The sequence below is a fragment of the Ochrobactrum sp. AN78 genome, assembly GCF_029909885.1.
Taxonomy (GTDB): Bacteria; Pseudomonadota; Alphaproteobacteria; order Rhizobiales; family Rhizobiaceae; genus Brucella; species Brucella quorumnocens.
The window spans coordinates 158,193-182,096 of sequence record NZ_JASAMU010000004.1 but is presented as its reverse complement, the minus strand read 5'-3'; the positions used below and the strand labels follow the sequence as shown (position 1 = coordinate 182,096).

Here is a 23,904-nt window from a genome sequence, read left to right as displayed (position 1 = left end):
ATGCGTTTAAAAACAAATAAATAGAGCATTTCTAACGTTTCATCTTCAAAAGGAAATGCTCTAGCTTAGTAATTTAAAAATCTAATTTTTATGCCGCCTGGTTTGAAAGAGCCAGAGCACAGTCTCTCCAGTCGCTGACTGCAGTTCCCTGAGTTACATTTTCTACAACAATGTGTTTCCCACCAAATACACCGGATGCGATCCAGTGACGTGCTTCTCGCTGATATACATCGATCGTAATACCCAGCTGTTCTACTTTGGCTTCTGCCAGCATATATTTTGCTCCACGAATGATGAATCTTGGGCGAAGGTCGCAATATAGACCAAATCCACGACAATCCGATGTCACGTTTGTGCTACCGGATTGTGAATGGCAATTTCAGTGCAATACAAACTTCTATTATGGAATATTGGTTCCCAGTTGCGGAAACAAACATTCAACAAAACGCGCAGCTGTGGGCTGCGGTTCATGATTGGCCAAGCCAGGCCGTTCATTAGCTTCAATAAACACATATTCCGGTGTCTCGGGTGATTTCACCATGAAATCGATGCCGACTACCGGAATTTCAATTGCACGCGCTGCCTTGCACGCAGCATCAACCAATGTCTTGTCCACGATTGTCGTGACATCGTGGATTGTGCCGCCGGTGTGTAGGTTAGCCGCTTTACGAACGGTAATTTCGCGTCGGTCTGCGAGCACGTCGTCTAGTAGCAGACCTTGCTGCTCAAGACAACGCTTGGTTTCAGCATCTATCGGAATACGGCTTTCACCACCCGTTGCGGCAAGGCGACGGCGGGACTGCGTTTCAATAAGCTTGCGTATGGTCAATTTTCCATCGCCAATCACGCGGGGTGGGCGGCGGACGGCGGCAGCAACCAGCTTGTAATCAATAATCACCAGCCGCAAATCTTCGCCCTCGAAACAGGCTTCGAGCAGAACATTTTCGCAGACCTCTCGCGCCTGCCTGATCGCTGCCCGCAGGTCTTTCATAGTCGAAATACCAACCGAAATTCCGCGTCCCTGTTCCCCCCGTGCAGGCTTCACAACCAGCTTTCCGTGCTTTTTAAGGAATGTCTCGAGCGTTTCGTCCGAGCCATCAGCAGGGATTTGCTCAGGCACGACAAGCCCTGCCTTGGCCACCGTGCGGCGCGTGACTGCCTTGTCATCGCAGATTGACATGGCGACACCTGACGTCATTTCAGACAGGCTCTCGCGGCAATGGATTGACCGCCCGCCATGGGACAGTCGAAAAAAGCCACCCTTGGCATCGGTGATGTCCACATGTACGCCGCGCCGTAGTGCTTCATCGACGATAATGCGCGCATAAGGGTTGAGTGCCTCCACCGAGCTGGTTGGGAGTGCGAAGAACTTCTCGTTGATCGCATTCTTGCGCTTGATTGCAAAAAGCGGAACGCGACGAAACTTCAGCTTCTCGTAAAGTCTGATCGCATTGTCATTGTCATAGAGAACCGACAGATCGACGTGATTGAGCCCGCGCGCCTGAAAATGTTCGGCGAGCTTGCGCACGAGTTTTTCACCGATACCGGGTTGTCGTGCCTGCGGGTGTACTGCAAGGCACCAGAGTGAGCCGCCCTGATCGGGATCATTGAACAGTCGCTGATGATTGATGCCCGTAACGGTGCCGACGATTTCTCCGGTTGCATCGTCTTGCGCCACAAAATAGGTGACGGCGCGATTATCGCGCTCGCAGGAAAAGAAATCGGCACGCAACTGCACCATACCGCAGGCGGCGTAGACAGCATTGATGCCGTCTGCGTCTATTTCAGATACAGCGCGGCGAATGCTGATGCCGCGTGTCTGGCGACCACCGGCGCGATAATTGGAGAGTTCAAGCCGAAAAGTGTGCGATGGATCGAGAAAGATTTCCTGTGGCGCCTGTGAGAGCAGCACATGCGGATCGCTGACATAGAACAGGATATCGCGGCTTGCGGGGGCCTCGGCACGCAGCGCTTCGATGATTGCTTCGTTACCTTCAAAGGTTTGCGCGAAAAGCAGCCGCCCCCAACCGCAATCGAGAACCACGTTGCGGTTGGCGGAGCTACCTTCTTCCTGATTACCCCCATGCAAATGGTCCTGGTAAAAACCAGCGCTTTCAGGAGTGCGCAGTCTCGTGAGCCTGTGCGAGAAAGCGTTTCTGCCTCGTGCTTTCTGCCGGGTCATTTCAATCTCACCTGTCTTTTTCATTTCAGGCTTCCCCAACTTGGGCTTCCTGCGTCTGCAGCCACATTTCCAGAAGTCCGGCCTGCCAGAGTTCTGAACCGCGCAGAGGCGTGATGTGATCGGAAGGATTTGCAAACAGACGATCAAGGTAATCGCGCTGAAATAGTCCTCGTTCGCGCGCCTTTTGTGATGACAGCGCATCGCGCAGCATGTCGAGATAGGGTCCGGCGATGTATTTGAGCTGCGGAACCGGAAAGTATCCCTTCTTGCGGTCGATCACGGCACTTGGCACGATCTTGCGCGCAACATCTTTCAAGATACCTTTGCCGCCATCGCGGAGCTTTTCTTCAGGCGGCATACGGGCAGCCAGTTCGACCAGTTCATGATCAAGGAACGGGACGCGGGCTTCCAGTCCCCATGCCATGGTCATGTTATCGACGCGCTTGACCGGGTCATCGACCAGCATGATGTTGCTGTCGAGACGCAGCGCGCGGTCAACCGGCGTATCGGCGCCATCGCGTAGCAGATGCTCTTCGAGCAGCTCGCGGCTATAATCGCGATCCTGCATCCATTCGGGCGCAAGCTGAGTTCTGAGCACGTCATGCGAGCGATCACAGAATGCTTTCGCATAATCGCCGACCACATCGTTGGAATCGACCAGAGGAGGATACCAGTGATAACCGGCAAAGACCTCGTCGGCACCCTGGCCGGACTGCACGACCTTGATATGCTTGGAAACTTCCTTCGACAGTAGATAAAAGCCGACATTGTCATAGGAAACCATTGGTTCCGACATGGCGGCAATGGTGCCGGGAAGCGCATCCATCAGATCAGAACTCGGCACAAAAATCTTGTGATGGTCCGTGCCGAAATGCTTGGCAATCAGGTCAGAATAGACAAATTCATCGCCCTTTTCGCCGTTGGCTTCTTCAAAGCCGACTGAAAAGCTCATAAGCCCGGTCTGTCCAGCTTCCGCCAAAAGACCGACGATGAGGCTTGAATCGACGCCGCCCGACAACAGCACGCCAACAGGCACGTCAGAGATCATGCGGCGCTTGACGGCAACGCGCAGCATGTCGAGAAGCTGTTCCTGCCAGTCTTCGCGGCTCATGGTGCTGTCGCCAGCCAGTCGACTATGCGGCGGTTGCCAGTAGATACGGTCATTGAATTCGCCATTGGCCTGATAGACGCGGATGGTAGCCGCCGGCAGCTTGCGCACGCCATTGTAAATGGTACGCGGCGGCGGAACCACAGCGTGAAAACTCATATAGTTGTGCAGTGCTGCGCGGTCGATTGACGTATCAACGCCGCCAGCTTTTACCAGCGCGGGCAATGACGAGGCAAAGCGCAGAGCGCCGCTGACTTCTGCTAGATAAAGCGGCTTGATGCCAAAACGATCGCGGGCAAAGATCACTCTGCCGGTATCGCGCTCATGGATGGCAAAGGCGAACATACCGTAAAAACGGGAAACACATTCCTCACCCCATGCGTGCCAGGCCTTGATGATGACTTCCGTGTCGCCATCGGAAAAGAACCGATAGCCTTGAGCTTCGAGTTCAGCGCGCAATTCGCGGAAATTATAAATGCAGCCGTTGAAGACAACACTGATGCCAAGATCGGCATCAATCATGGGCTGCTGGGATTTTTCAGATAGATCAAGGATTCTCAGTCGCCGGTGTCCGAAGCCGACATTACCACGCACCACGATGCCAGACGCGTCTGGACCTCTGGGGGCAAGAATATCCGCCATTTTCGAGATTGCCGTAACCGACGGCATACCGCCATCGAACCTGACTTCTCCGCAAATTCCACACATAAAAAGGGTCAAAACCTCCATTGTCATTCATAACAAGCAAGGCCGTCGCGTGAGTTTTGGCGGCGGCCTGTATATTTGCTAATGCATGCGCGTCGGGATGGTTCCGAAATTTCTAATTTTTATGCCGGTGGAGCTTTTTTCAGCTCATTTTCCTTGGAAAGCATATATTTTTCGGCAGAAATCATGTGTTCCAGCGCGATTTTATGTGCATCTTCGGCTCTGTTTTCGATCAGAGCGGTCAACAGCCGATGCTGAAAAAGCAGACCTTCTTCACGCGACGCAGGCGTCGGGTCGGCATAGATCGAGCGAGCAACCGGCATGTTGCGCAGCAGATTGTGCGTGAGGCCACTCATAAAACCGAGAAGCCGGTTCGGGCAGAGTTGTGCAAGCTGCGTGTGAAAGTCCAGCTCTGCCACGCGTTGCTGAAACTGATCATCCAGATTGGTCGGTGGGCGATCATAAAACCGCATCGTGTTGTCTAACTTCTCCAGATCGTCCTGGCTCAGTTTGCCCGCAAGCGAGGCTGCAACTTCCGGCTCAAGCAGCTTGCGGATGGCATAAATTTCCTGAAGACCCGGCTGGTCGAAGAAGAAGTAATTGCCCAGCATCTCCATCGCATGTTGCGCAGATGGTTCGGCTACGAAGACGCCGCCACCGGGGCCGGTGCGGGTGAAGAGCAGCCCTTGGGTTTCGAGCGCCTTCATCGCCTCGCGCACAGTGCCTTTGGCTGCCTTGAACTGGTCAATAAGATCTTTTTCTTGTGGCAACCGGTCGCCGGGTTGCAAATGATCCGTCTGAATGACTTGCCTGATGCGGTCAGCAATAATCTCCGGTCGTCGCTTCGCTTTGGTCAGCGATGCAGGTTCTGGTTTGCTGCGGCTGTTCCGGGCCATGCCTAGTTACTCTCTTTTCATACGCGGTGCGCTGTCTATCAGCTGACGTGTATAGGCATGTTGCGGGTTGGCAAAAAGAGCCTCCGCCGTGGCTTCTTCGACGATTTCCCCATAATACATGACGGCGACGCGGTCACTGATCGCTTCCACCACTGCAAGATCATGGCTGATGAACAGATAAGAGAGGCCGAACTGGCGTTTGAGCTCCTCGAGCAGCAAAAGCACTTGCGCCTGAACAGAAACATCAAGCGCGCTCACCGGCTCATCCAGCACTATAATTTCGGCATCTGCTGCAAGTGTGCGCGCAATGGCGATGCGCTGGGCCTGACCGCCTGAAAACTCGTGCGGATAACGCAACAAGGTATCTTTTGGCATCTGCACCGCATCGAGCAGTTCTCCCATGCGCTTCTGGCGCTGGTTGTGATCAAGTTCGCCGAGCAGTTTCAGTGGTGTTTCCAGTATTTGCCGAATGGTCTTGCGCGGGTTGAGCGAGGCCACGGGGTCTTGAAAAACATATTGGATGATTTTGCCAAAAGCGCGCGGGCCAGAGCGGCGAAGGGCACTTGCATCCTGACCGGCAATTTCCATCGTGCCATCACTTGGCTCTGTCAGCCCTACCAGCATCCGCGCCAAGGTGCTTTTGCCGGAGCCGCTTTCGCCAACAATGGCCAGCGTTTCACCGCGCGCGAGGTTGAGCGACACGGATTTGACCGCTTCAACAGTATGGCGCTGTTTGCCGAAAAGTGTGCGCCCGCCGCCGAAGGTTTTGCTCAAGTTACGAACGGTGATTGCTGCTTCGCTCATGTTGCGGCCTCCGTCTCATTGCGACTGAACAGCTTTGACACGCGTTCATAGAAGTTCTTGCCCTGACCAAGTTCCGGCACAGAGGCAATCAGCCGCTTGGTATAGCTGTGTTGTGGGTTAGCGAGCACGGTTTCGGCTGTTCCGGTCTCGACGATCACTCCGTCCTTCATGACGGCAACGCGATCACAGATTTCAGAGACCACGCCAAAGTCATGGGTGATGAACAGCAGCGCCATGCCACGCTCGCGCTGCAGATCGCGCAGCAACTCCAGAATGCGCGCCTGCACCGTCACATCAAGCGCTGTGGTTGGTTCGTCGGCGATGATGATGTCGGGATCATTGGCGAGTGCCATGGCAATGCCGACTCGCTGGCGCTGGCCGCCCGATAGCTGATGCGGATAATGATCAGCACGTTCTTTTGCGTCCGGAATGCCAACCTTTTCCAACAATGCGACGGCTTCGGCCCGGCGTTCGGATGAGCTGATCGATTTATGCGCTGCAATGGCCTCCTCAACCTGTTTGCCAATCGAGTACATCGGGTGCAGCGTCGTCAACGGGTCTTGAAATACATAAGCTACTTTGCTGCCGCGCGTTGCCGTCAGCTCGGTTTCTGTCATGTCGAGCACGTCTTTACCGTCAAGATAGATGGCGCCGCTGCGGATCAGCCCGGGCGGAGAGGCGACCAGACCCATGATGGACAGTGCAGTCACGCTTTTGCCCGAGCCGCTTTCGCCGATCAGGCCAAGGCATTCGCCACGATTAAGATGAAGCGAGACATTGCTTACTGCTGGGGTATAGCTGCCATTATTGACGAAGCCGGTCTCAAGTTTCTCAACGGCCAAAGCTGCATCCAGCATCTTGGTTTTAGGGGTGGTTCTGTTCCTGGCGATTGCCGTTACAGAACCGGGGCGGGCCAGAGCGCCGGAACGCAAGCGGGGATCAAGCACATCGCGGATACCATCGCCCAGTACATTGAGGCTGATGACGATGAGAAAGATCATCAGGCCGGGCACGATGGAAACATGCGGTGCTGTGAACATCTGCGCGCGGCCTTCGCCCAGCATCGAGCCGAGATCGGCCTGCGGCGGCTGCGCGCCAAGGCCCAGAAAACTCAGCCCCGCTGTTTCAAGGATCATCCAGCCTGCAGTGGTCGACATGGTGATGACGATCACCGGCAGAACATTCGGCAACACTTCGCTGAGCAGGATTGAAATATGTCCTTTGCCCGAAAGCCGTGCAGCATCGACAAATTCGCGATTGGCAAGGCCAAGCGCTGTGCCACGCACATTACGCGCAAAGAACGGAATGTTGACCACGGCAATCGCATAAAGCGCATTCATCAGCCCCGGTCCAAGCGCTGCGACGATTGCCAGCGCCAGCAGAATATAGGGGAAGGCCATCAGCATATCGATGCCGCGCATCATGAGATTATCCGTTCGCCCGCCCACATAGCCGGCGACGAGACCAATGGCCGAGCCGATGACGGCGGCAATCAGGGTGGCTGCAAAGCCGACAGCGACCGATACACGTGCGCCCCAGAGAAGGCGGCTCAGAATATCGCGCCCAAGCTGGTCGGTTCCAAGCAAATGGCCAGCAGAGAAGACCGGTTGCAGCCTGCTTGCAGGTGCCGTTGCATCCGGATTGGGCAATGGCAGGATAGGCACAATGAGGATCAGCACACAGATCAGAGCGAGTAGAAAGAAGCCGAAAGCTGCAAGACGATTGCTCATCAGCAGGCGCCATGAAGAAAGGCGTGCAGGCGTTGCGGGCGTGTAGGTTTCCGAAAGGGCGCTCATGTGCGTATCCTCGGATCAAGCATGGTTTGAAGAACATCGGCGAGTAGATTGAACAATACATAGCTGGCTGCCACGATCAGCACGCCGCCCTGAACAAGCAGAATATCGCGGGTAGAAATGGCCTTCACCAGCATCGCACCGATGCCGGGCCATTGAAACACGGTCTCGATATAGACCGCACCGCCCAGCACAAAACCTGCCTGAATGCCGATGACGGGAATGACACTGACAAGGGCTGCACGGAAGGCGTGGCCGTAAATCACGCGACGCTCGTTCAGCCCTTTGGCACGGGCGGTGCGGATATAATCCTGACGCAGCACTTCAAGCATTGCGCCGCGCGTCAGTCTGGCAATTACACCGGCCGCAACCACGGCCAAGGTGGAGGCAGGCAGGATCAGATGCCAGATCAGATCTTTGAGATCACCGCCGCCATAGACCGCATACATGCCGGATGCCGGAAGAATACGCCAATGAACGGCGAAGAGATAAATCAGCAGAAGTCCAAGCCAGAATGACGGGATCGAAATGCCAGCCAATACAATGAATGTGATCGTGCGATCTGCCCAACCGAACTGACGAACGGCTGAGATAATACCTGCGAAAAGCCCGAAGATCGAGCAAAGCACGAGGGCTACACCCGCCAGAATGAGCGTAGCCTGAAACCGTTCCAGCACCTCATCGAGAACTGGGCGGTTGAGCACGAAGGAGCGACCGAAATCGCCGTGCAACAGATTGCCGATCCAGATGAAATATTGCTGCACCAGTGGCTTGTCGAGACCGAGATCGCGGTTGATCCGCTCGACATTTTCCGGCGTCGCGTAAGAGCCGAGCAGGGCTGTGGCGGTATCGCCGGGAATTGATGCCATCACCAGAAAGACGATGACGGATAGTCCGAAAAGCACGGGAATAACTGCGACGAGCCGCTTGAAGATATAGGCTGGCATTGGCCCTCCTCCGCTTCGTTTAGAGCGCGTTTCGATCTGACGGAATCAAATCAGCGCTCTAACCCTTTTTGTTTTTGCGCACATCTTATCCCGAAAACCGGTTCCCAGTTTTCGGGATATGCGCCATCGGCTTTGATTGCTGGCGCAATGCTTTATTGTTTAGTCACTTCCTTGAGGTTCAGCAGGAATGACGGCTGGAGTTTGAAGCCTTGCACGGCTGCTGTTGTGACCGCATTCTGCTTCCAGTTGGCAACGAAGAGCCAAGGCGCATCGTCGTGGACGATCGACTGGATTTCACCATAGAGTTTGCCTCGTTCCGCCTGATCTGTTGATGTGCGGGCCTTGGTCAGCAATTCATCGACCTTCGGATTGGAGTAATAGCCGGAATTGAAGCCGCCTTTATCCGGCAGCGCTTCGGTGCGCAGCGTTAGAAACGGAACGGTGTCGGGATCATTGGTCATCCAGGCCATTTCGGCCATATCGGCTTTGCCATCGAGGCCCGAGTTCACACGACCAAGGAAGGTGTTCCACTCATAGGTTTCAATTTTCACCTTGAAACCAACCGCCTGAAGATCAGCCTGAATGGCAGCACCCATATTGATCGGGTCCAGCATCCCCGAGCCGCCTTCTGTCACATAGAATGTGAGTTCAGGATTGGTGACACCGGCCTCTTGCAGTAGTGCTTTGGCTTTTTCAGGATCGTAAGCGTAAGGCTCGGTTTTGTCCTCAACCCAATTGAATGCGGGCGGCACAGGACCGGCTGCGACAGTGGCCGAACCTTGCAAGACATTATCGACCAAGCCCTGCTTGTTGACTGCATAATTTGCGGCCTGACGTATCTTCTTATCCGCGAATGGTCCGCTTTTGGTGTTGAGAATGCTGAACCAGACGTGTGGCCCGGCCTGTTCTGCAACGGCGAAATTCGCATCCTGTTTGAAAGTTGCGAGGTTGTCTGGCGGCACTTCGACCATGATGTCGATGCCGCCAGCCATCATTTCAGCAACCCGCGTGTTAGCATCGGTGATCGGTCGGAAAACGACAGCGTTCAGTATAGGCGCTGTATCCCAATAGTCTGGATTACGCTCGACTACGACACGTTGTCCTGACCGCCATTCAGCGAATTTGAATGGGCCGGTGCCAGATGGATGGCGGCCAAATTCAGCGCCATATTGTTCGACAGATGCTGGCGAAACGATAAGGCCAGTCGGATAGGCAAGGTTTGAAAGAAAGGGCGCAAATGGCTCTTTCAGCTTGAATTCAACCGTCCTTGCATCAATGGCATTGACGCTTTCGATGGATTCAAAATTGAAGGAAAGCGGGAAAGGGCCTGTATTGTAGAAAGGATGATCCTTGTTCAACATGCGCTCGAAGTTGAACTTGACGGCTTCAGCGTTGAAATCGGAACCGTCGTGGAACTTTACGCCCTGTCTCAGCTTGAACGTATAAGTCTTACCGTCGTCGGAAATCGTCCAACTTTCAGCGAGCGAGGGTTCTATTTCGAGCGTGCCGTCCTTGTAGCGAACCAGACCATCATAAATGTTGACGAGGATGCGGAAATCGTTCGTCGCCGTGACTGTATGCGGGTCAAGCGATTGAGGCTCCGCAATCTGCCCGACAATCAGTACATCGGGCGGTGTCTGCGCGGCAGCTTGAAAAATCGCTGTGCCCAGAACCAGAGTGGCCGCTGTTAAAACGGCGCGAAATAACCTCTTCATCAGCGGTTCCTTTCGTTGAGGCCAAATCTGTCAGACTTTAATTTATAGGGAGAAAATGACGTATATCAATAAATTATCATAATTAATTTGCGCGCATAGAAAAGGCGGGGTGAACCCCGCCTTCATTTTCCATACGTTTGGAGCCTATTCCGTCGGCATATCTTCCGGCTTCAAATCCTGCTCGGCGGTTGTCGACTTCTGATGTGTGAAACCCTTGATTCCCTTGGCTGTTTCCTCGGCGTCGCGCTTGATCTCAACGTCGCTCATTGCATAGTGAACGGTGAGTTTTGCAATTGATGTCAATGCGCTCAAGTGAATACGCTCATAGCCATGTGAGGCATCGACGCCAAATGTCAGCAGAGCTGTGCGAACGTCGTGTCCAGCCTCTACGGCTGACGCGGCATCGGAGCGGTAATAGCGGAAAACGTCCTTTTGTACGGGTATTTCATGCTCACCGCAGAGCTCGTAAAGCTTTTTCGTCAGGTGATAATCGAAGGGGCCGGTCTGGTCGGCCATGGCCAGGGTTACGCCAAATTCCGATGAGTTCTGTCCAGGCGCGGTGGTGCCATTGTCGATAGCAACGAGTGAGGCTATGTCTGGCACCACAACCGCTGACGCACCGACACCGACTTCCTCTCCGATGGTGAAAAGCCAGTATGTATCGACCGGTGTTTCGACCTTGAGGCGTTGCATGGCTTCAAGAGAAGCCAGCATGATGGCAACCCCTGCCTTGTCATCGAGATGCCGGGAAACAATGAAACCGTTATCAATAAATTCCGGCATTGGATCGACGGCAACAATATCGCCGACATCAATCCCCAGCTCGATCAGATCTTCCTTGTTGCGGGCGAGCGCGTCGACACGCAACTCGATATAGGTCCAGCCAACTGGCAGCGTGTCCACTTCGTCGTTGAAGGTGTGGCCGGAGGCTTTCAGCGGCAGGATCGAACCGCGATAAGTGCCTTTGGATGAGAAGATCGAAACACGGGCACCTTCTGCAAAACGTGCTGACCAGTTTCCGATGGAAACAAGCTCGAGCCGCCCGTTTGATTTGAGATATTTGACCTGCGCGCCGAGTGTATCGAGATGGGAAACGATGCCGCGCGCTGGTTTGCGGGAATTGCCGTTGCGGCGGGCACGAATAGCACCACGCCGCGTCAGCATCACCTCAAGGCCGAGCCTTTCCAGTTCGCGTGCAACATAGTGCACCGCTTCATCTGTAAAGCCCGTGGGACTTGGAATTGCCAGCAGAGCGCCCAGTTTTTCGAGCAGGTAATTTTGATCAATCGCAATATTTGTCATGGTGAGTCAATCTACGGCCCGGATATTCAACGTCAACCTCAGGCGTGGATTTAAACTGAAATCCTGAAACTAAGACGATATCATTCGTGCGGCAGGCTTGCCGATTGGTTTGATTTTCTTGATAAATTCGGCACCTTAAGCATTGGCTTCGCGCTATGACTTGTGTAGCTTTGCTAAAACAACGGGGGCGTTGATTTGCTGCTTGGGGACATTCATCCTGATGATAAAGCTGCGTACCAACGGGGATCGGTGGTTTGTTGCATTCGTCGCGTGTATCGGCGTCGCAATAACCATTCTCTTAGGACAGATGGAACTTGTCCGGCTTTCATATATCCGGCTTAACGACTATCGGGATAATCTTCTGTCCCATTCTGTGAATGTTGCGAAATCTGGCCGTGATACTCTGAGCATTGTGAATGATACGAGCCAAACCTTGTGCTCCGATGACAACCTGAAAGAGTTGCGCCTTCTCACATTCAAAGCACATTACCTGCGCGATATAGGTCGGGTGCTGAACAATCATATTGTCTGCACCGCACTATGGGGACGGTTGTCTCCACCTGCTGAACTGCCCACGGCAGACAGGGAAGTGGACGGTGGCCATCGTTTGTGGGGGCAGGCCGCAGGTATCGGTAGCCATCTGACTGCGGTCGATATGGTTATGCATGGGTCAGCAGTGGTTTTCACATCGCCGGTTGCTTTTGCCTTATACGAACGTGCGCAGCCCAATCTGAGCGCGCATGTCATCAGCCAGGACGGTCAGTATATCTACCGGACATTTGGGGATGCGAGCCAGTTAACGACACAGCGGCCGGAAAAGCTCGCCTGGTACGATTTGCGCTCTCACCGGCTTGCGTCACGATGCTCCAATGACCTCGATATTTGTGTGATCGCAGCGCTTACAGGCGTCAGCATATTGCAGCAGGCACCGGGTGTTTTGTTGGCACTTGTTGCATTTGGTGGCCTCGCGGGCAGCGGGTTAGGCGTGGCAGCTGTCCAATGGCGGCGCGGCCATTCTTCACTTCCGCAACAGGTTAAGCGGTCTATTGCGGAGGGGCGAGTAAGTGTCGTTTATCAACCGTTGGTGCGATTGCATGACGGGCATGTGAATGGTGTCGAGGTGCTGGCGCGTTTGTCGGACGATCACGGAACTCCGATTGCGCCTGATGTATTCATTATGATTGCAGAAGAATACGGTGTTATCAAAGACCTTACGGGCATCATTGTACGCAAGGCGCTCGATGAAATGCAGGTGCGCTTGCAGAATGACACGAATTTTTATCTCAGCCTGAATTTCTCGGTCGATGATGTGATCGATCCGGAAACGCTTGAGTTTTTGGATAAAGAGGTCAAGCGACACAATCTTTCATCACGACAAATCGTGTTGGAAATCACCGAGCGCTCGACTGCCCATCATGAACGCCTCATTGAGAGCATGAAATCATTTCGGGCAAGGGGTTATGAGTTCTTCATCGATGATTTCGGGACCGGATATTCCAATCTTGCCTATCTGGCAAAGCTGCCGATCAGCGGTATTAAAGTCGATCGCATGTTCACGCAGGCCATCGGAACCGAGGCTGTCAGTTCCGAGATTGTTGAGAACATCTGTAATATAGCTGGACGACTTGAGCTTAAGCTCATCGTTGAAGGCGTGGAAACACAGGAGCAGGCAGATTACGTTCTGGCCCTACATCCAGAGGCGGTGGGGCAGGGTTGGCTCTTTGGGCGGCCAGTGCCTGCTTGGGGTCTGCCCCAGGTCGCCCCGAACGTTTGACGGCGGGATATAGCAATTTTAAGTTGACTATTTTAATCATATATAACAGTAAGAGATAACACTGCTGCAACAGGCGTGTCAGTGGATTGAATTCGGCGTTTGAATCCCGACTGACACAGATGCCGGTCCGCTGCGGTGATATTTGTGCGTTTCGAATGAGTTTCGATTGATGTGGAATCTGCAACGCCTTTTCCAAAACCATGCGCGGGAGTTGAACCGCTTTTTCCGGCGTCGAGGACATAATGCTGAAACGGCTGCTGACCTGACGCAGGATACCTTCGTCAGGGTTATGTCTGCATCTTCATCTGGGCCATCGGGCAAGGATAACAATCCTCGTGCATATCTGCACCAGATCGCGCGCAATCTCTCCATCGACCTTTATAGGCGTGAGCGTATTGTCGAATATGTCAATATGCCGGACGAGGAATGGCGTCGCGTTGCCGATGCGACACCGACGCCGGAGACAATCGTCTATGACAGGCAGCGCCTTATGATTATAGAAAAAGCGCTGCTTGAGCTGTCTGAACAGACACGTCGGGCATTTGAGCTCCATCGTCTCGAGGAAAAGACGATTGCCGAGGTGGCGAGCGAATTGGGGCTTTCTGTGTCGCGGACATGGACGCTGATCAAACGCGGTTACGTGCATTTGAGAGCGCGTTTGCTGGATGTTTCTTCCGACACATGAGGGAGAAAATTCTCGCTCTTCATTCGTTATAATCAATAAGAGTTGTTTTATGAGAAGCTGTTCAGCTGTGTGAAGCGGCTGAATCATGAGGATCGCCGCTGAATGGATGACAAACTATCGGAAAGCGAAAAGCTGTTCGAGGAAGCTCTGGATATTGTCATCCGCATTCAGGATGACCCGGACAATCCGGTCGCGCTTGAACTGGTCCAGCGTTGGCGTGCGCGCAGTCCCGAGCATGAAACAGCGTGGCGTGAGGCTATGGATATTTATGGCATGACTGGCAAGGTCATGCAGGATCAGCGCCGTGCGAGCCGTGGCTCGAAGATGTCGCGTCGCTCGATTTTGACTGGCGGGGCGGCAGGACTTACCGTTGTCGCAGGCGGAGCGCTTTTCGGACCACAGCTCATTTTGCAGGCACAAGCCGATTATATGACTGCGTCTGCTCAATTGCAGGATGTTTCACTCTCAGATGGCAGCCGGGCAACTCTGGGCCCTGATAGTGCCATTCGCTTGAAATTCGATGCAAATGCCCGTCATGTCGAGCTGTTGGCAGGGATGGCTTTTTTCGACGTAAAGCCCGATCCCGCGCGCCCCTTCAGCGTCGAAACCGGAAATCTGGTTGCGACGGCTTTGGGGACTGCCTTTGATGTCAGCAGTGATGCCGGCTATCTCACAGTTTCCGTCGATCATGGGCTGGTTGCGGTCAGACCAACTGGTGCGCGCGACACGCTGACCCCGCTTGGTGAGGGCGACTGGCTTACGTTCAATGAGCGAAACCATGATTTTGAGCGTGGTAATCGCGATATATCGCAAATCGCTGCCTGGCGTCAGGGCATCATCGTTGCTGAACGCGATACCATTTCCTCTGTTGTGGCCCGCATTGCACGTTGGCAGTCGGGTCGTGTGCTGCTCGCTCAACCAGGCTTTGGGGCGCAGAGGATCAGTGGTGTGTTTGATCTCAATAATCCTGTTTCTGCACTTGAAGCTGTTGTCGAGCCTTATGGCGGAAAGGTCCGCCAGATATCGCCTTGGCTGACTGTCATCTCTTCAATTTGAGAATTACATTTTTTCCTGATTTTTTTGTAGCGGGGGAGAAAATCGCCGCGCTCCATTCGTTTTAAGCAACAGGGTCGGAAGTTAGCTGCTGCCATGCAACCGCCTTTTCACAAATTGATGGAGTGGTTGAGCGATGGGGCTTCGTGTCGGTAATAATGTTGTGCGGCGGCTGGGAATGCGAGTTCTGACGGCCGCGCTTTTAGGGTCGACATGCATTTATGCCTTGTCACTTTCGGTGGCAACAAATGCTCAGTCACAGGCCCAACGACAGGTTTCATTCAATATTCCCGCAGGTTCGCTGGCCTCGGCACTGGCAAGCTTTGGTCGTCAGGCCGGAATGCAGGTCACTTATCAGCCGCAAATTGCCGCTTCCAAGCAGGCTCCAGCTGTATCGGGAATGATGTCGCCACAAGATGCTTTGTCGCGCATTCTTTCGGGATCTGGTGTTTCCTATCGTTTCACCGGAAGCAATACGGTTGCACTTTCCGCTCCATCGGTAGCCGTTCAAGCCCCGCTAGCAGCTGATGGAACAACGTTGCTTGATACAATCACCGTCACGGGCGGAAGTGGGGCGGTGGCAGCAGATGCTCCATATTATACTGCTGCTCCGACATCTTATATTTCCTCGGAGACCATCGAGCGTTTTCGCGGCTCAAGCCCTGCCGATATCTTCCGTGGCACACCGGGTGTAATGTCCGGCGAGGCGCGCAATGGCGCAGGTTCAGTGGACGTCAACATTCGCGGCATGCAAGGCATGGGCCGAGTTGCGACCACCATCGATGGTGCTGAAAACAGCGTGACTGTTTATCAGGGTTATCAGGGCCTTTCTAACCGCACCTACATTGATCCTGATCTGATTGCCGGCATCGATATCAACAAGGGGTCGGACGCATCCTCACGCGGTATTGCAGGCAATGTCGCCATTCGAACCCTTGATGCCGACGATATTGTCAAGGAAGGCGATAATTGGGGTATGCGTGTGAAAGGTGAGTATGGATCGAACTCCTCCTCGCCTCATGCGGGTGCGAAAGGTGGATATTCATGGCCCTATTCGCCAAGCGATGTCCCGGAAGTTGTTGGATCGCCGGACGGCATGGACCGACCGTCTTTCCTGACGCCGACCAACGGTTCAACAAGCGTTGTTGCTGCGATTAAGGAAGAAAATTATGATATTTTCGCGGGTTATGCCTATCGCAAGCGCGGTAATTATCACGCCGGTAAGCATGGTCCATCGGCTGATCCGGTGAATATCGGACCTGCCAGGACGTGCAATACCTCTGGCTCCTGGTGCCAGAACTGGCCAGAATATATCGAAAACGGTGGGCTTACGAATTACCGTGCTGGCGAAGAGATTCTCAATACACAGCTTGAGACAAAATCCTTCCTGACAAAAGCGACGCTCCGCTTTGATGGCGGTCACACGCTTAAGCTCGGCTATACCGGCTTCCGGGGCGAGGCAGGCGATCTGCTGGCATCCCGCTTCACAGGGGATCGCAGTCAGCCGATGCAACAGGAGCTGACATCCGGTTCCAAGCTCGATACCGGCACTATGCGTTATTACTGGAACCCGGATGACAACGAGCTGATTGATCTGAAAGCCAATCTCTGGGTAACAAAACTGGAACTGCGCAATCCGAGGCGCGGCAACATGATACCGACATCGGAGTCACTTGGCCTTTCGCCCAACTTCCGTACGGGGTCGAATACGATCATGTGGGGTGGTGATGTTGCCAATAAATCCAAGTTTTCGTTTGGCGATTATGGCGATCTCGATCTGAACTATGGCATCTCCTATCTCAGGGAGGATACCCGTCCGAGCGCCTACACGAACGAACTTGAAGGCTGGCTTAATCTACGTGACGCCTATCGTGATGAAATGGGCATCTTCACCAAGGCAGCCTATAAGCCGGTTGACTGGCTGACACTGAATGCTGGCCTGCGTTATTCCCATTACTGGTCGCATGACCGACGCACGCAAGCCAATGACTCGGCACAGCTAAACCCCGAACCAAATCGGGATTCGGGCGGCTTCAGTCCATCAGTCGGCGTAACGGTTGAGCCATTCGACGGTAGCCAGCTCTATGTCAATTATTCCCACGCGCTGCGTTATCCGAGCCTGTTTGAATCTGTTTCTGCGTTCACCGTCATTCCCAATGCCGGACTGCAACCGGAGCGTTCCAGCAACTGGGAAGTGGGGGCCAATTTCACCAAGGACGGTCTGCTCAATGACGATGATCGCGGCATGGTCAAGTTTGGTTATTTCAACTGGGACGTTAAAGATTACGTTGCACGGGCATTCCGCGATTTCTACGATGACAGCGGGAAATTTGTCTACAGCGGTATGCAGGTCTACAACATTGATCGCGCACGCTTCTCAGGTCTTGAATTCTCGAGCCGCTATGAGGCTGGCGGGTTCACTGCCGATTTCTCAGCCAACTATTATCTTGATGTAGAGTTCTGCCGTACTTCTGATACTTGCGGAGCCAAATCGCTTTATGGCGACTATGCAACCAATCAGGTGCCGCCAAAATACAGTGTTGATCTGACACTTTCGCAGAAGATGTTGGAAGACAGACTGACGCTCGGCGGGCGTGTTTCCTATGTTGGCCCGCGCGCTATCGGCCATGGCGATGTTACAGCGGTTGGTGCAGGTGAGTTTATCTCGCTGACCCGTTGGAAGCCTTATACGCTGGTCGATATTTTTGCCGAATACAAAATTACTGACAGTTTGACTGCGACAGCGCGGATCGAAAATCTGACGGACCAATATTATGTCGATCCGCTCGGTCTGGTGAATCAGCCGGGACCAGGTCGCACTTTCTATGCCGGGCTCACAAGCAATTTCGGTGGTGATCAGCGTCTGCCGCAGCTTTCGCCATTCTCGCGCTCGCAAACCGGTGCGCCCGGTATCGATTGGAGCGGTTTCTATGGTGGTGTTCATGCGGGCATGACGTCGGGTCGTACATGGGGCACCACGACCGCGTTAGACGGCACAGCTGATCCGATTTCAAACAGTGAATCTGCCGACCGTGGCTTTGGTAACTCTGCGCTCTTCGGTGTGCAGGCTGGCTATAACTATCAGTTCAGCAATCGCGTAGTGGTGGGTATTGAAGCCGATGTAAGCAAGACCCGAATGAAGGGTGCGCAGGCAGCCTTTATGCAGGAAGACTGGATTGCAGCACAGAAGGACATTGCCGGCATTCAGGCCAATACGCACTACGATATCGACTGGACCGGATCTATTCGCGGTCGCCTCGGTTATGCGTTGGATAATCGCTGGCTCGTCTATGGTACTGCAGGTATCGCCTTCGCCCATGAAAAAATGACCCGCGACCAGTATCGTTATGCGGAAGATATCATGGGCAAGCCGCAATCGAGTCTTTTTTCAATCGACAAACAATCGGGAACACGTGCGGGTATCACTGTTGGCGGTGGTGTGGAATATGCAATCAACGACCGCTGGTCGGTAAACGCCGACTATACCTATAGCCGCTTTGGCAATCGCAGCTTCAATTTCGAAAATGCACGTGCGGGAACGGGTGGCAACTACACGACCAGAGAGCAGACAGGTATAGAAATTACACCACCCGATCCATTCCTGTGTGAATTTCTGGGAGATACTTTCTGCGATCCAACCGAAACACCAGTCTACAAATATACGGATCATACGGGCAGTTCGAATATCGTAAACGGTCGTAAGGCGTCTAATTCACTCGATACCCATACGGTCAAGTTGGGGCTTAATTTCCACTTCTAATGCGTTCGGGATGCGTCATTTTGTGCAAAGACAGATTTTTCTGCCTTTGCACTGCAAAAAACAGCTCCCTCAATCGTCTTAGTAATGAGAAAGGCTAGCGTCTTGTTCATACTGATCAGACCTCGCCTGCCAACAGGGATACACTAAATGACTGACGCCACTGTTCTTGAGCAATCGGTTGCTCTTCCTCGCTCTAAGCGCCTGAAGGCACGCACGACTGGAACGCATGAACGCCTTGATCAAAGCATTATGGCAAGCGACCCCTTTGCGAGCCGTGAGCGCTATGCTCTGTTTGTCGAAGTTCAGTATCAGTTCCATCGCGATATTGACGCTCTTTACGATGCGGCGGCACTTGATGCGTTGCTGCCCGATTTGCAGGGGCGTCGTCGCTTGGCACTGGTGGGACAGGACCTGATTGATCTCGGTTACGATCTGCCTGCAGCAGACGCAGCGCCTGCTTTCCCAGTTGGCAACGATGTCGATTTGCCGACTGCACTTGGCTGGCTCTATGTGGCTGAAGGCTCCAACCTCGGTGCGGCCTTCCTGCTCAAAGAAGCGCTGAAGCTGGGCTTGTCTGAAGAACTTGGTGCGCGACATCTGGCCGGTGCTCCTGAAGGTCGCGGACTGCATTGGCGGACCTTCACTGGGCCGCTTGATGAGATCGAGCTTTCTGACGCTGAGGAAGAACGCGTGGTCGCTGGTGCGGAAGCTGCTTTCCGCCGTGTTCATGCACTGGTGCGGACAATCTTTCATGACCGTCTCTGACATAAACTCAGTGGACGGCAGGACTGCCCCGAATTCTCGATCACGCGCCTATCCCGATGAACGTCAGCGGGCTGGTTATCTCGCGTTGGGGTTGTTGCTGATCGCTGCAGCCTTGGTCGGTTGTCAGGTACGGCTGATGCCCTCTGCCTTGTTTGTATTTGGTGCGTTGCTTTGCTTCGTACAGCTTTCGCCCAAAGCATTGTGCTGGCTGGAAACAAACAGGATCACGCGCCGCGTTATGGGCGCGTGGCGCAGGCTCAATGCATGGCCGCGATTATATCGGATCTATCTGCTTGCCATCTTTGCTGTGATTTGTCTGACGATGCTCATGTTTGTCCCTCAAGCGCTGTGTCTGGAATTTGCAATCAACGGAATACTTTGCGCAGGCCTGTTGCTCTTTGTGGGGCCTCAAAGCCGTCAGCTTAAACACGTTTCAGAATAAAGATTGTTGCGATGCGATTTACCCGACAGGCTGAGCTATCGATTGAGTTTCTCGTTCTTTGCGCTCGGGCATCAGCAGGCAGTGCTGTGACGACACGCACCGCGGCAGAAGCAACGGGTACGACGAAAGATCATGCTGCGCAGATCGTATCCGAACTTATCCATCATGGTTTTCTGGTTGGCTCACGCGGGCGCGGGGGCGGCATTCGCCTTGCGCGGCCCGCAAAGACAATCAATGTAGGAACGGTTTTGCGGCTGATGCAGCCGGGCTTCAACGAGCAGTCGACAAAGCAATCGGGATCAGACTCAGCATTCGGCATGTTGTTGCAGGCGGCGATGCGCTCCTTTGTGGCGGCGTTCGATGATTTCACCATTGCCGATCTTGCGATTGAAAGCAGCGACGGGCGGTTAGCGTGTCTTGATTGCGATCTGCGTAGTCTGATCCATCACGGGCAGATGCTGTCTGAGTTGCGTCGCAGAAGCGATCACGCAGAGGTGCCTGCTTGGGCCAGCATATCATGAATGGCGATCTCGATAGCAGCACTCTGCACGGGGGTGTGAGTGAACTCGCACTTTGGGCGGGCGCAAGCCTTCTCGTGCTTTCCTTGCATGTGGGGGGCGCGATGTGGCTTTTGCGTGAGCCGGAAATGATAGCGGCCGACAATGCACCACCAGCCGCTATCATGATTGAACTGGCTGAAACACCGGAAGCAACTGAGACTGAAGAAAACGAGATAACACCCGACGAGGTGATGTCGGATGCGAGTGCTGCGGCTGAGAAGGTTGAAGAACCGGTCGATGAGCCGGAGGTCGAGCAGGAAGTGGTTCAGGACGAGCCAGAGCCTGTTGAAGAGGAAACTCAGGAAGAACTGACCCAACTCGACAAGGTCGAGGTTCCGCTGCCCGTGATAAAGCCAAAGCCGCCAGAGCCCAAAAAGGAAATCGTCAAGAAGAAAGAACCAAAGAAGCCGCCCGTCAGGCAGCGTCAGCAGGAACAGGCATCTTCCAAACAAGCAGTCAAAGCACAGGCGCAAGCTGTGCAAACGAATCGCAATGCAGCACGGCAATCGGCATCCGGTTTGTTTGCCTCATCAATGACGCCGGCGCGTTGGCAGTCGCGTCTGATGGCGCATCTGGAACGTCGCAAGAAATATCCTTCTGGCGCGAAGTCTCGCCGGGAAGAAGGTGTTGTCTATGTCCGCTTCCGCATCGACGACACGGGCAAAGTGCTGTCCGCTTCGCTTGCGCGATCCTCGGGCTGGCCAGAGCTTGATGAAGAGGTGCTTTCGCTTGTAAAGCGTGCCTCTCCGGTTCCCGCTCCGCCACCGGATGTCCATAAGACAATCACGGCACCAGTCAAATTCAGCAGGCGATAAGCAAGATGCGCTGGAAGAGTTTCCAGCGCATCTTCATTTTCTGAACTTGATTTTTAGAACTTGCGGCTGAAAGAAACTTTCAGATTCCGGCCCGGCATGGCCGATATGCCGTCGCTAAGATAAGGCTCGTATTCCTTATCGAACACGTTTTCCAAAGCGAGCCGCAGCTCAGAATCCTTCATGAAGCCCTGTGTCGGTGTCCAGTTGAAAAACAGATCGTGCACAGCGTAGCCGGGGGTCTTTGGCCGATTATAGCTCAAATCACCTTTGACGTATGAGGTTCTGTCCTGCTTGTCGACAAAGGTCCCCGTCCAGCCAAAATTGATCTCCTGATCGGGAAGTTTATAGCCCAGCGTCGTTACGACTGTCGTCGGCATGATGTCATTGATGTAGCTGTCTGGCCCATAGATATTGTTGAGCGTGCCCTGACGTCTGCCGATCATGTAAGTGAGGCTGGCATCTGCGAACATGAAGTCGTTCTCATAATGGGCTTCGAGTTCCACGCCGCGTGAATAATAGGAAGGCATGTTCCAGTAAAAGGGTACTTCGCCGTCCTTCAGTCCGACCTTGTTTGCGCTGCCCACACGCCGCGCTACGGGATTGCTGACGTGGTTGTTAAAGAACGAGCCACGCACCATCAACACGTCGCTGCCAGTGAATATGCCACTGAATGAAGTGTCGGCACCGATGTTAATCGTATTGTTGCGCTCGACTTTAAGATCGGGGCTGGTTCCCGATGTTTGGGTGCGTCCGCTCTGTACCGAATAGATTTCATCAATGTTGGGCGCGCGCATGGCGTAAGCCCAATCGGCAAACAGCCGGGTGGTCGGCGTTATCTGATACGATGCGCTGAGAGCAGGCGTGAAACCATGATGTGACGTCGCCGAATAGTCGTGCCCGGCTTTCGGATCGTTATAGATCGCCGCCGCATTTGGCACGCCCTCGGAGCGAACATAATCATAACGAACGCCAGGCGTGACAGTCAGCTTGTCGGTAAGAGCCATGCGATCGCGAATGAAGAAAGATGTAACGTCCTGTTTGCCGCCCGGCATGATCCACGGCGCGTAATAGCCGTAATTATAGTTCTTGTCGTTCTTTTTGGTGATGTCGAACATCGTTACATCGCGAACGTGATGATTATATTGCACACCGTAGTTCAGGCTGTGGTCGATGCCGCCTAGTTCAAAGTTGGAGGTATTTTCGGCTTCAATATGGAAATCTGAATATTTCGCATCATTCTCGGTGCCGCCAAGAGAGGCCGTCCCATTCACACCGGCTGCGCGCTCAGCATGCATATCAGTTGACGAATAGCTTGCCATGATGCGGGTGTTTACGAGGTCGCTGTCGCCATCATAGGTGTGCTCGATAACGGACGTGAAGTCTTTCAATTCGCGCCATGCGAGAAGTCTGCGCATGGCTTCCTTGTAGGCTGGTGTGCCGGGAACGAGGCTGTTGCTGCTTGGCTGAAGCTGGCCGCGAATTGCTGCCAACGGTCCCCAATTAGCACTTTCACCGTAAAGAACCGAAGCCTTTACCTTGTGACCGCCATACTCGCCGGAAAGCTTGCCGGAAAAGGATGTCAGTTCCGAACTCGAGTAATTATAGACCTCGCCGCCGCCGACGCGCATGTTATCGCCCTTGCGCCAGGTCAGGCTTGCGAGGCCGTCGAAAGTTATGCCGGTGCCGAGATTGGAGCGACCATAGACAGCGCCGGTTTCCAGAAACTGCTTGTTGGCCGTCTGATAAGCTGTCTTGCCCCAAGCGCCCCAGCTTTCGCCTTCGCGCAGCATATCGGCCGCGTCTTTGCTTTCGAGCTTGATCGTGCCGCCAAATCCGCCATTGCCGTAGCGAACGGAAGTCGCGCCCTTTTCGATTTCGACGCGCTTGAGCAATTCAGGTTCAACAAAGATTGTGCCCTGATCGTATTTCTCAAAATTCTTCGGCGCACCGTCCAGCAAAATGCGCACGTCAGTCTGGCGTGAGAAACCACGGATCGAAATCGACTGCCCTTCGGTGCGAACGCCACCCTGCATTGTGACACCCGGCGTCTTTTTGACGAGTTCCGGAATTGTCGAAGCCTGAGCCTGCTGCAATTGTTCCGATGTAATCTGAGACACACGGGGGTCGAGATCAACAAAGTTCACGCCGGTAATTTGCGAAAAGCTGATTGTATCGAGCTGCACAGCACCTTCGATTGCAGGTGAAGCCGCGTTGTTTCCAGTTCCACGCTCCAGCCGCACTGTGCGGTTGCCGGTGAAGCGGTACTGGATATCGGTGTTACGCAGCAAAGCGGAAAGAGCATCGGCTGGCGCCATGGTGCCGCTTACGCCCGAGGTGTTGAGCCCACTGGTGACGGATGCATCAAATGCGATTTGCAGACCCGTTTGCACAGCAAGACGGTTAAGAGCAGTTGAAAGCGCACCTGAGGGAATGTTGACAGCGACAGATTGTGCTGCAGCCTGTGCAAATGCGGGTGTGGTCAGGATGGGGCTTAAAACCGTGCCGCTCAAAAGCAATGATGCAAACAGAGGGCGTGCGCAGGCACTGAGAATGCGCGAGGATGGGCTTTTCATGTCGTTTCCAGTCTCAACGTTCAAG

18 protein-coding genes are annotated in these 23,904 nt (G+C 53.9%); 8 read left to right on the top strand and 10 right to left on the bottom strand.

The window, feature by feature from the left end:
* Window positions 1–88 precede the first annotated feature (88 nt).
* The 9 genes from QBD00_RS10155 to QBD00_RS10115 all read right to left on the bottom strand — a co-directional run bounded on the left by QBD00_RS10155 (window position 89) and on the right by QBD00_RS10115 (window position 11,452).
* Entirely contained in the window at window positions 89–274 is a 186-nt protein-coding gene (locus QBD00_RS10155; RefSeq protein ID WP_095445287.1) for a hypothetical protein, read from the bottom strand.
* Window positions 275–400: 126 nt separating this feature from the next.
* A complete protein-coding gene (gene ngg / locus QBD00_RS10150) occupies window positions 401–2,206 on the bottom strand; it encodes an N-acetylglutaminylglutamine synthetase (RefSeq protein ID WP_318579366.1) in 1,806 nt (601 codons plus the stop codon).
* A gap of 1 nt (window position 2,207) precedes the next feature.
* The gene (locus tag QBD00_RS10145) at window positions 2,208–3,998 is read right to left on the bottom strand and encodes an N-acetylglutaminylglutamine amidotransferase (protein WP_318579498.1); all 1,791 of its coding nucleotides are present in this window, start codon (window positions 3,996–3,998) and stop codon (window positions 2,208–2,210) included.
* Window positions 3,999–4,117: 119 nt separating this feature from the next.
* Window positions 4,118–4,891 (bottom strand): FadR/GntR family transcriptional regulator, encoded by a 774-nt coding sequence (locus QBD00_RS10140; protein ID WP_191792910.1) that lies wholly within the window; start codon window positions 4,889–4,891, stop codon window positions 4,118–4,120.
* Between the two features lie 6 nt (window positions 4,892–4,897).
* Window positions 4,898–5,695: an ATP-binding cassette domain-containing protein gene (locus tag QBD00_RS10135; protein ID WP_318579365.1), complete on the bottom strand. Its 798-nt coding sequence runs from the start codon at window positions 5,693–5,695 to the stop codon at window positions 4,898–4,900.
* A complete protein-coding gene (locus QBD00_RS10130) occupies window positions 5,692–7,491 on the bottom strand; it encodes a dipeptide/oligopeptide/nickel ABC transporter permease/ATP-binding protein (protein WP_318579364.1) in 1,800 nt (599 codons plus the stop codon). The genes QBD00_RS10135 and QBD00_RS10130 overlap by 4 nt, the downstream gene beginning before the upstream one ends.
* On the bottom strand, window positions 7,488–8,435 hold the full coding sequence (locus tag QBD00_RS10125) for an ABC transporter permease (RefSeq protein ID WP_318579363.1): 948 nt from the start codon (window positions 8,433–8,435) through the stop codon (window positions 7,488–7,490). The genes QBD00_RS10130 and QBD00_RS10125 overlap by 4 nt, the downstream gene beginning before the upstream one ends.
* A 152-nt stretch (window positions 8,436–8,587) precedes the next feature.
* The gene (locus QBD00_RS10120; RefSeq protein ID WP_318579362.1) at window positions 8,588–10,150 is read right to left on the bottom strand and encodes an ABC transporter substrate-binding protein; all 1,563 of its coding nucleotides are present in this window, start codon (window positions 10,148–10,150) and stop codon (window positions 8,588–8,590) included.
* A gap of 144 nt (window positions 10,151–10,294) precedes the next feature.
* Window positions 10,295–11,452: an osmoprotectant NAGGN system M42 family peptidase gene (locus QBD00_RS10115; protein ID WP_264232542.1), complete on the bottom strand. Its 1,158-nt coding sequence runs from the start codon at window positions 11,450–11,452 to the stop codon at window positions 10,295–10,297.
* Window positions 11,453–11,672: 220 nt separating this feature from the next.
* Between QBD00_RS10115 and QBD00_RS10110 the strand changes: the two genes are divergently transcribed.
* The 8 genes from QBD00_RS10110 to QBD00_RS10075 all read left to right on the top strand — a co-directional run bounded on the left by QBD00_RS10110 (window position 11,673) and on the right by QBD00_RS10075 (window position 21,306).
* Window positions 11,673–13,226 (top strand): EAL domain-containing protein, encoded by a 1,554-nt coding sequence (locus tag QBD00_RS10110; protein ID WP_318579361.1) that lies wholly within the window; start codon window positions 11,673–11,675, stop codon window positions 13,224–13,226.
* 169 nt (window positions 13,227–13,395) lie between these two features.
* Window positions 13,396–13,911: an RNA polymerase sigma factor gene (locus QBD00_RS10105; RefSeq protein ID WP_318579360.1), complete on the top strand. Its 516-nt coding sequence runs from the start codon at window positions 13,396–13,398 to the stop codon at window positions 13,909–13,911.
* 102 nt (window positions 13,912–14,013) lie between these two features.
* On the top strand, window positions 14,014–14,967 hold the full coding sequence (locus QBD00_RS10100; protein WP_191792918.1) for a FecR family protein: 954 nt from the start codon (window positions 14,014–14,016) through the stop codon (window positions 14,965–14,967).
* Window positions 14,968–15,100: 133 nt separating this feature from the next.
* Window positions 15,101–18,724, top strand: coding sequence for a TonB-dependent receptor domain-containing protein (locus QBD00_RS10095; RefSeq protein ID WP_318579359.1), 3,624 nt, complete (start codon window positions 15,101–15,103; stop codon window positions 18,722–18,724).
* 147 nt (window positions 18,725–18,871) lie between these two features.
* Complete coding sequence (locus QBD00_RS10090; protein WP_318579358.1) at window positions 18,872–19,489, top strand: biliverdin-producing heme oxygenase; 618 nt, start codon at window positions 18,872–18,874, stop codon at window positions 19,487–19,489.
* Window positions 19,476–19,931, top strand: coding sequence for a DUF454 family protein (locus QBD00_RS10085; RefSeq protein ID WP_318579357.1), 456 nt, complete (start codon window positions 19,476–19,478; stop codon window positions 19,929–19,931). The genes QBD00_RS10090 and QBD00_RS10085 overlap by 14 nt, the downstream gene beginning before the upstream one ends.
* A gap of 11 nt (window positions 19,932–19,942) precedes the next feature.
* The gene (locus tag QBD00_RS10080; protein ID WP_264232529.1) at window positions 19,943–20,452 is read left to right on the top strand and encodes an Rrf2 family transcriptional regulator; all 510 of its coding nucleotides are present in this window, start codon (window positions 19,943–19,945) and stop codon (window positions 20,450–20,452) included.
* Window positions 20,434–21,306, top strand: coding sequence for an energy transducer TonB (locus tag QBD00_RS10075; protein WP_318579356.1), 873 nt, complete (start codon window positions 20,434–20,436; stop codon window positions 21,304–21,306). The genes QBD00_RS10080 and QBD00_RS10075 overlap by 19 nt, the downstream gene beginning before the upstream one ends.
* A 53-nt stretch (window positions 21,307–21,359) precedes the next feature.
* Here QBD00_RS10075 and QBD00_RS10070 read toward each other — a convergent pair whose 3' ends face one another.
* Window positions 21,360–23,879 carry a TonB-dependent receptor gene (locus tag QBD00_RS10070; RefSeq protein ID WP_318579355.1) on the bottom strand — a complete coding sequence of 840 codons (2,520 nt, stop codon included), beginning with the start codon at window positions 23,877–23,879 and terminating at the stop codon, window positions 21,360–21,362.
* Window positions 23,880–23,904: the final 25 nt, after the last annotated feature.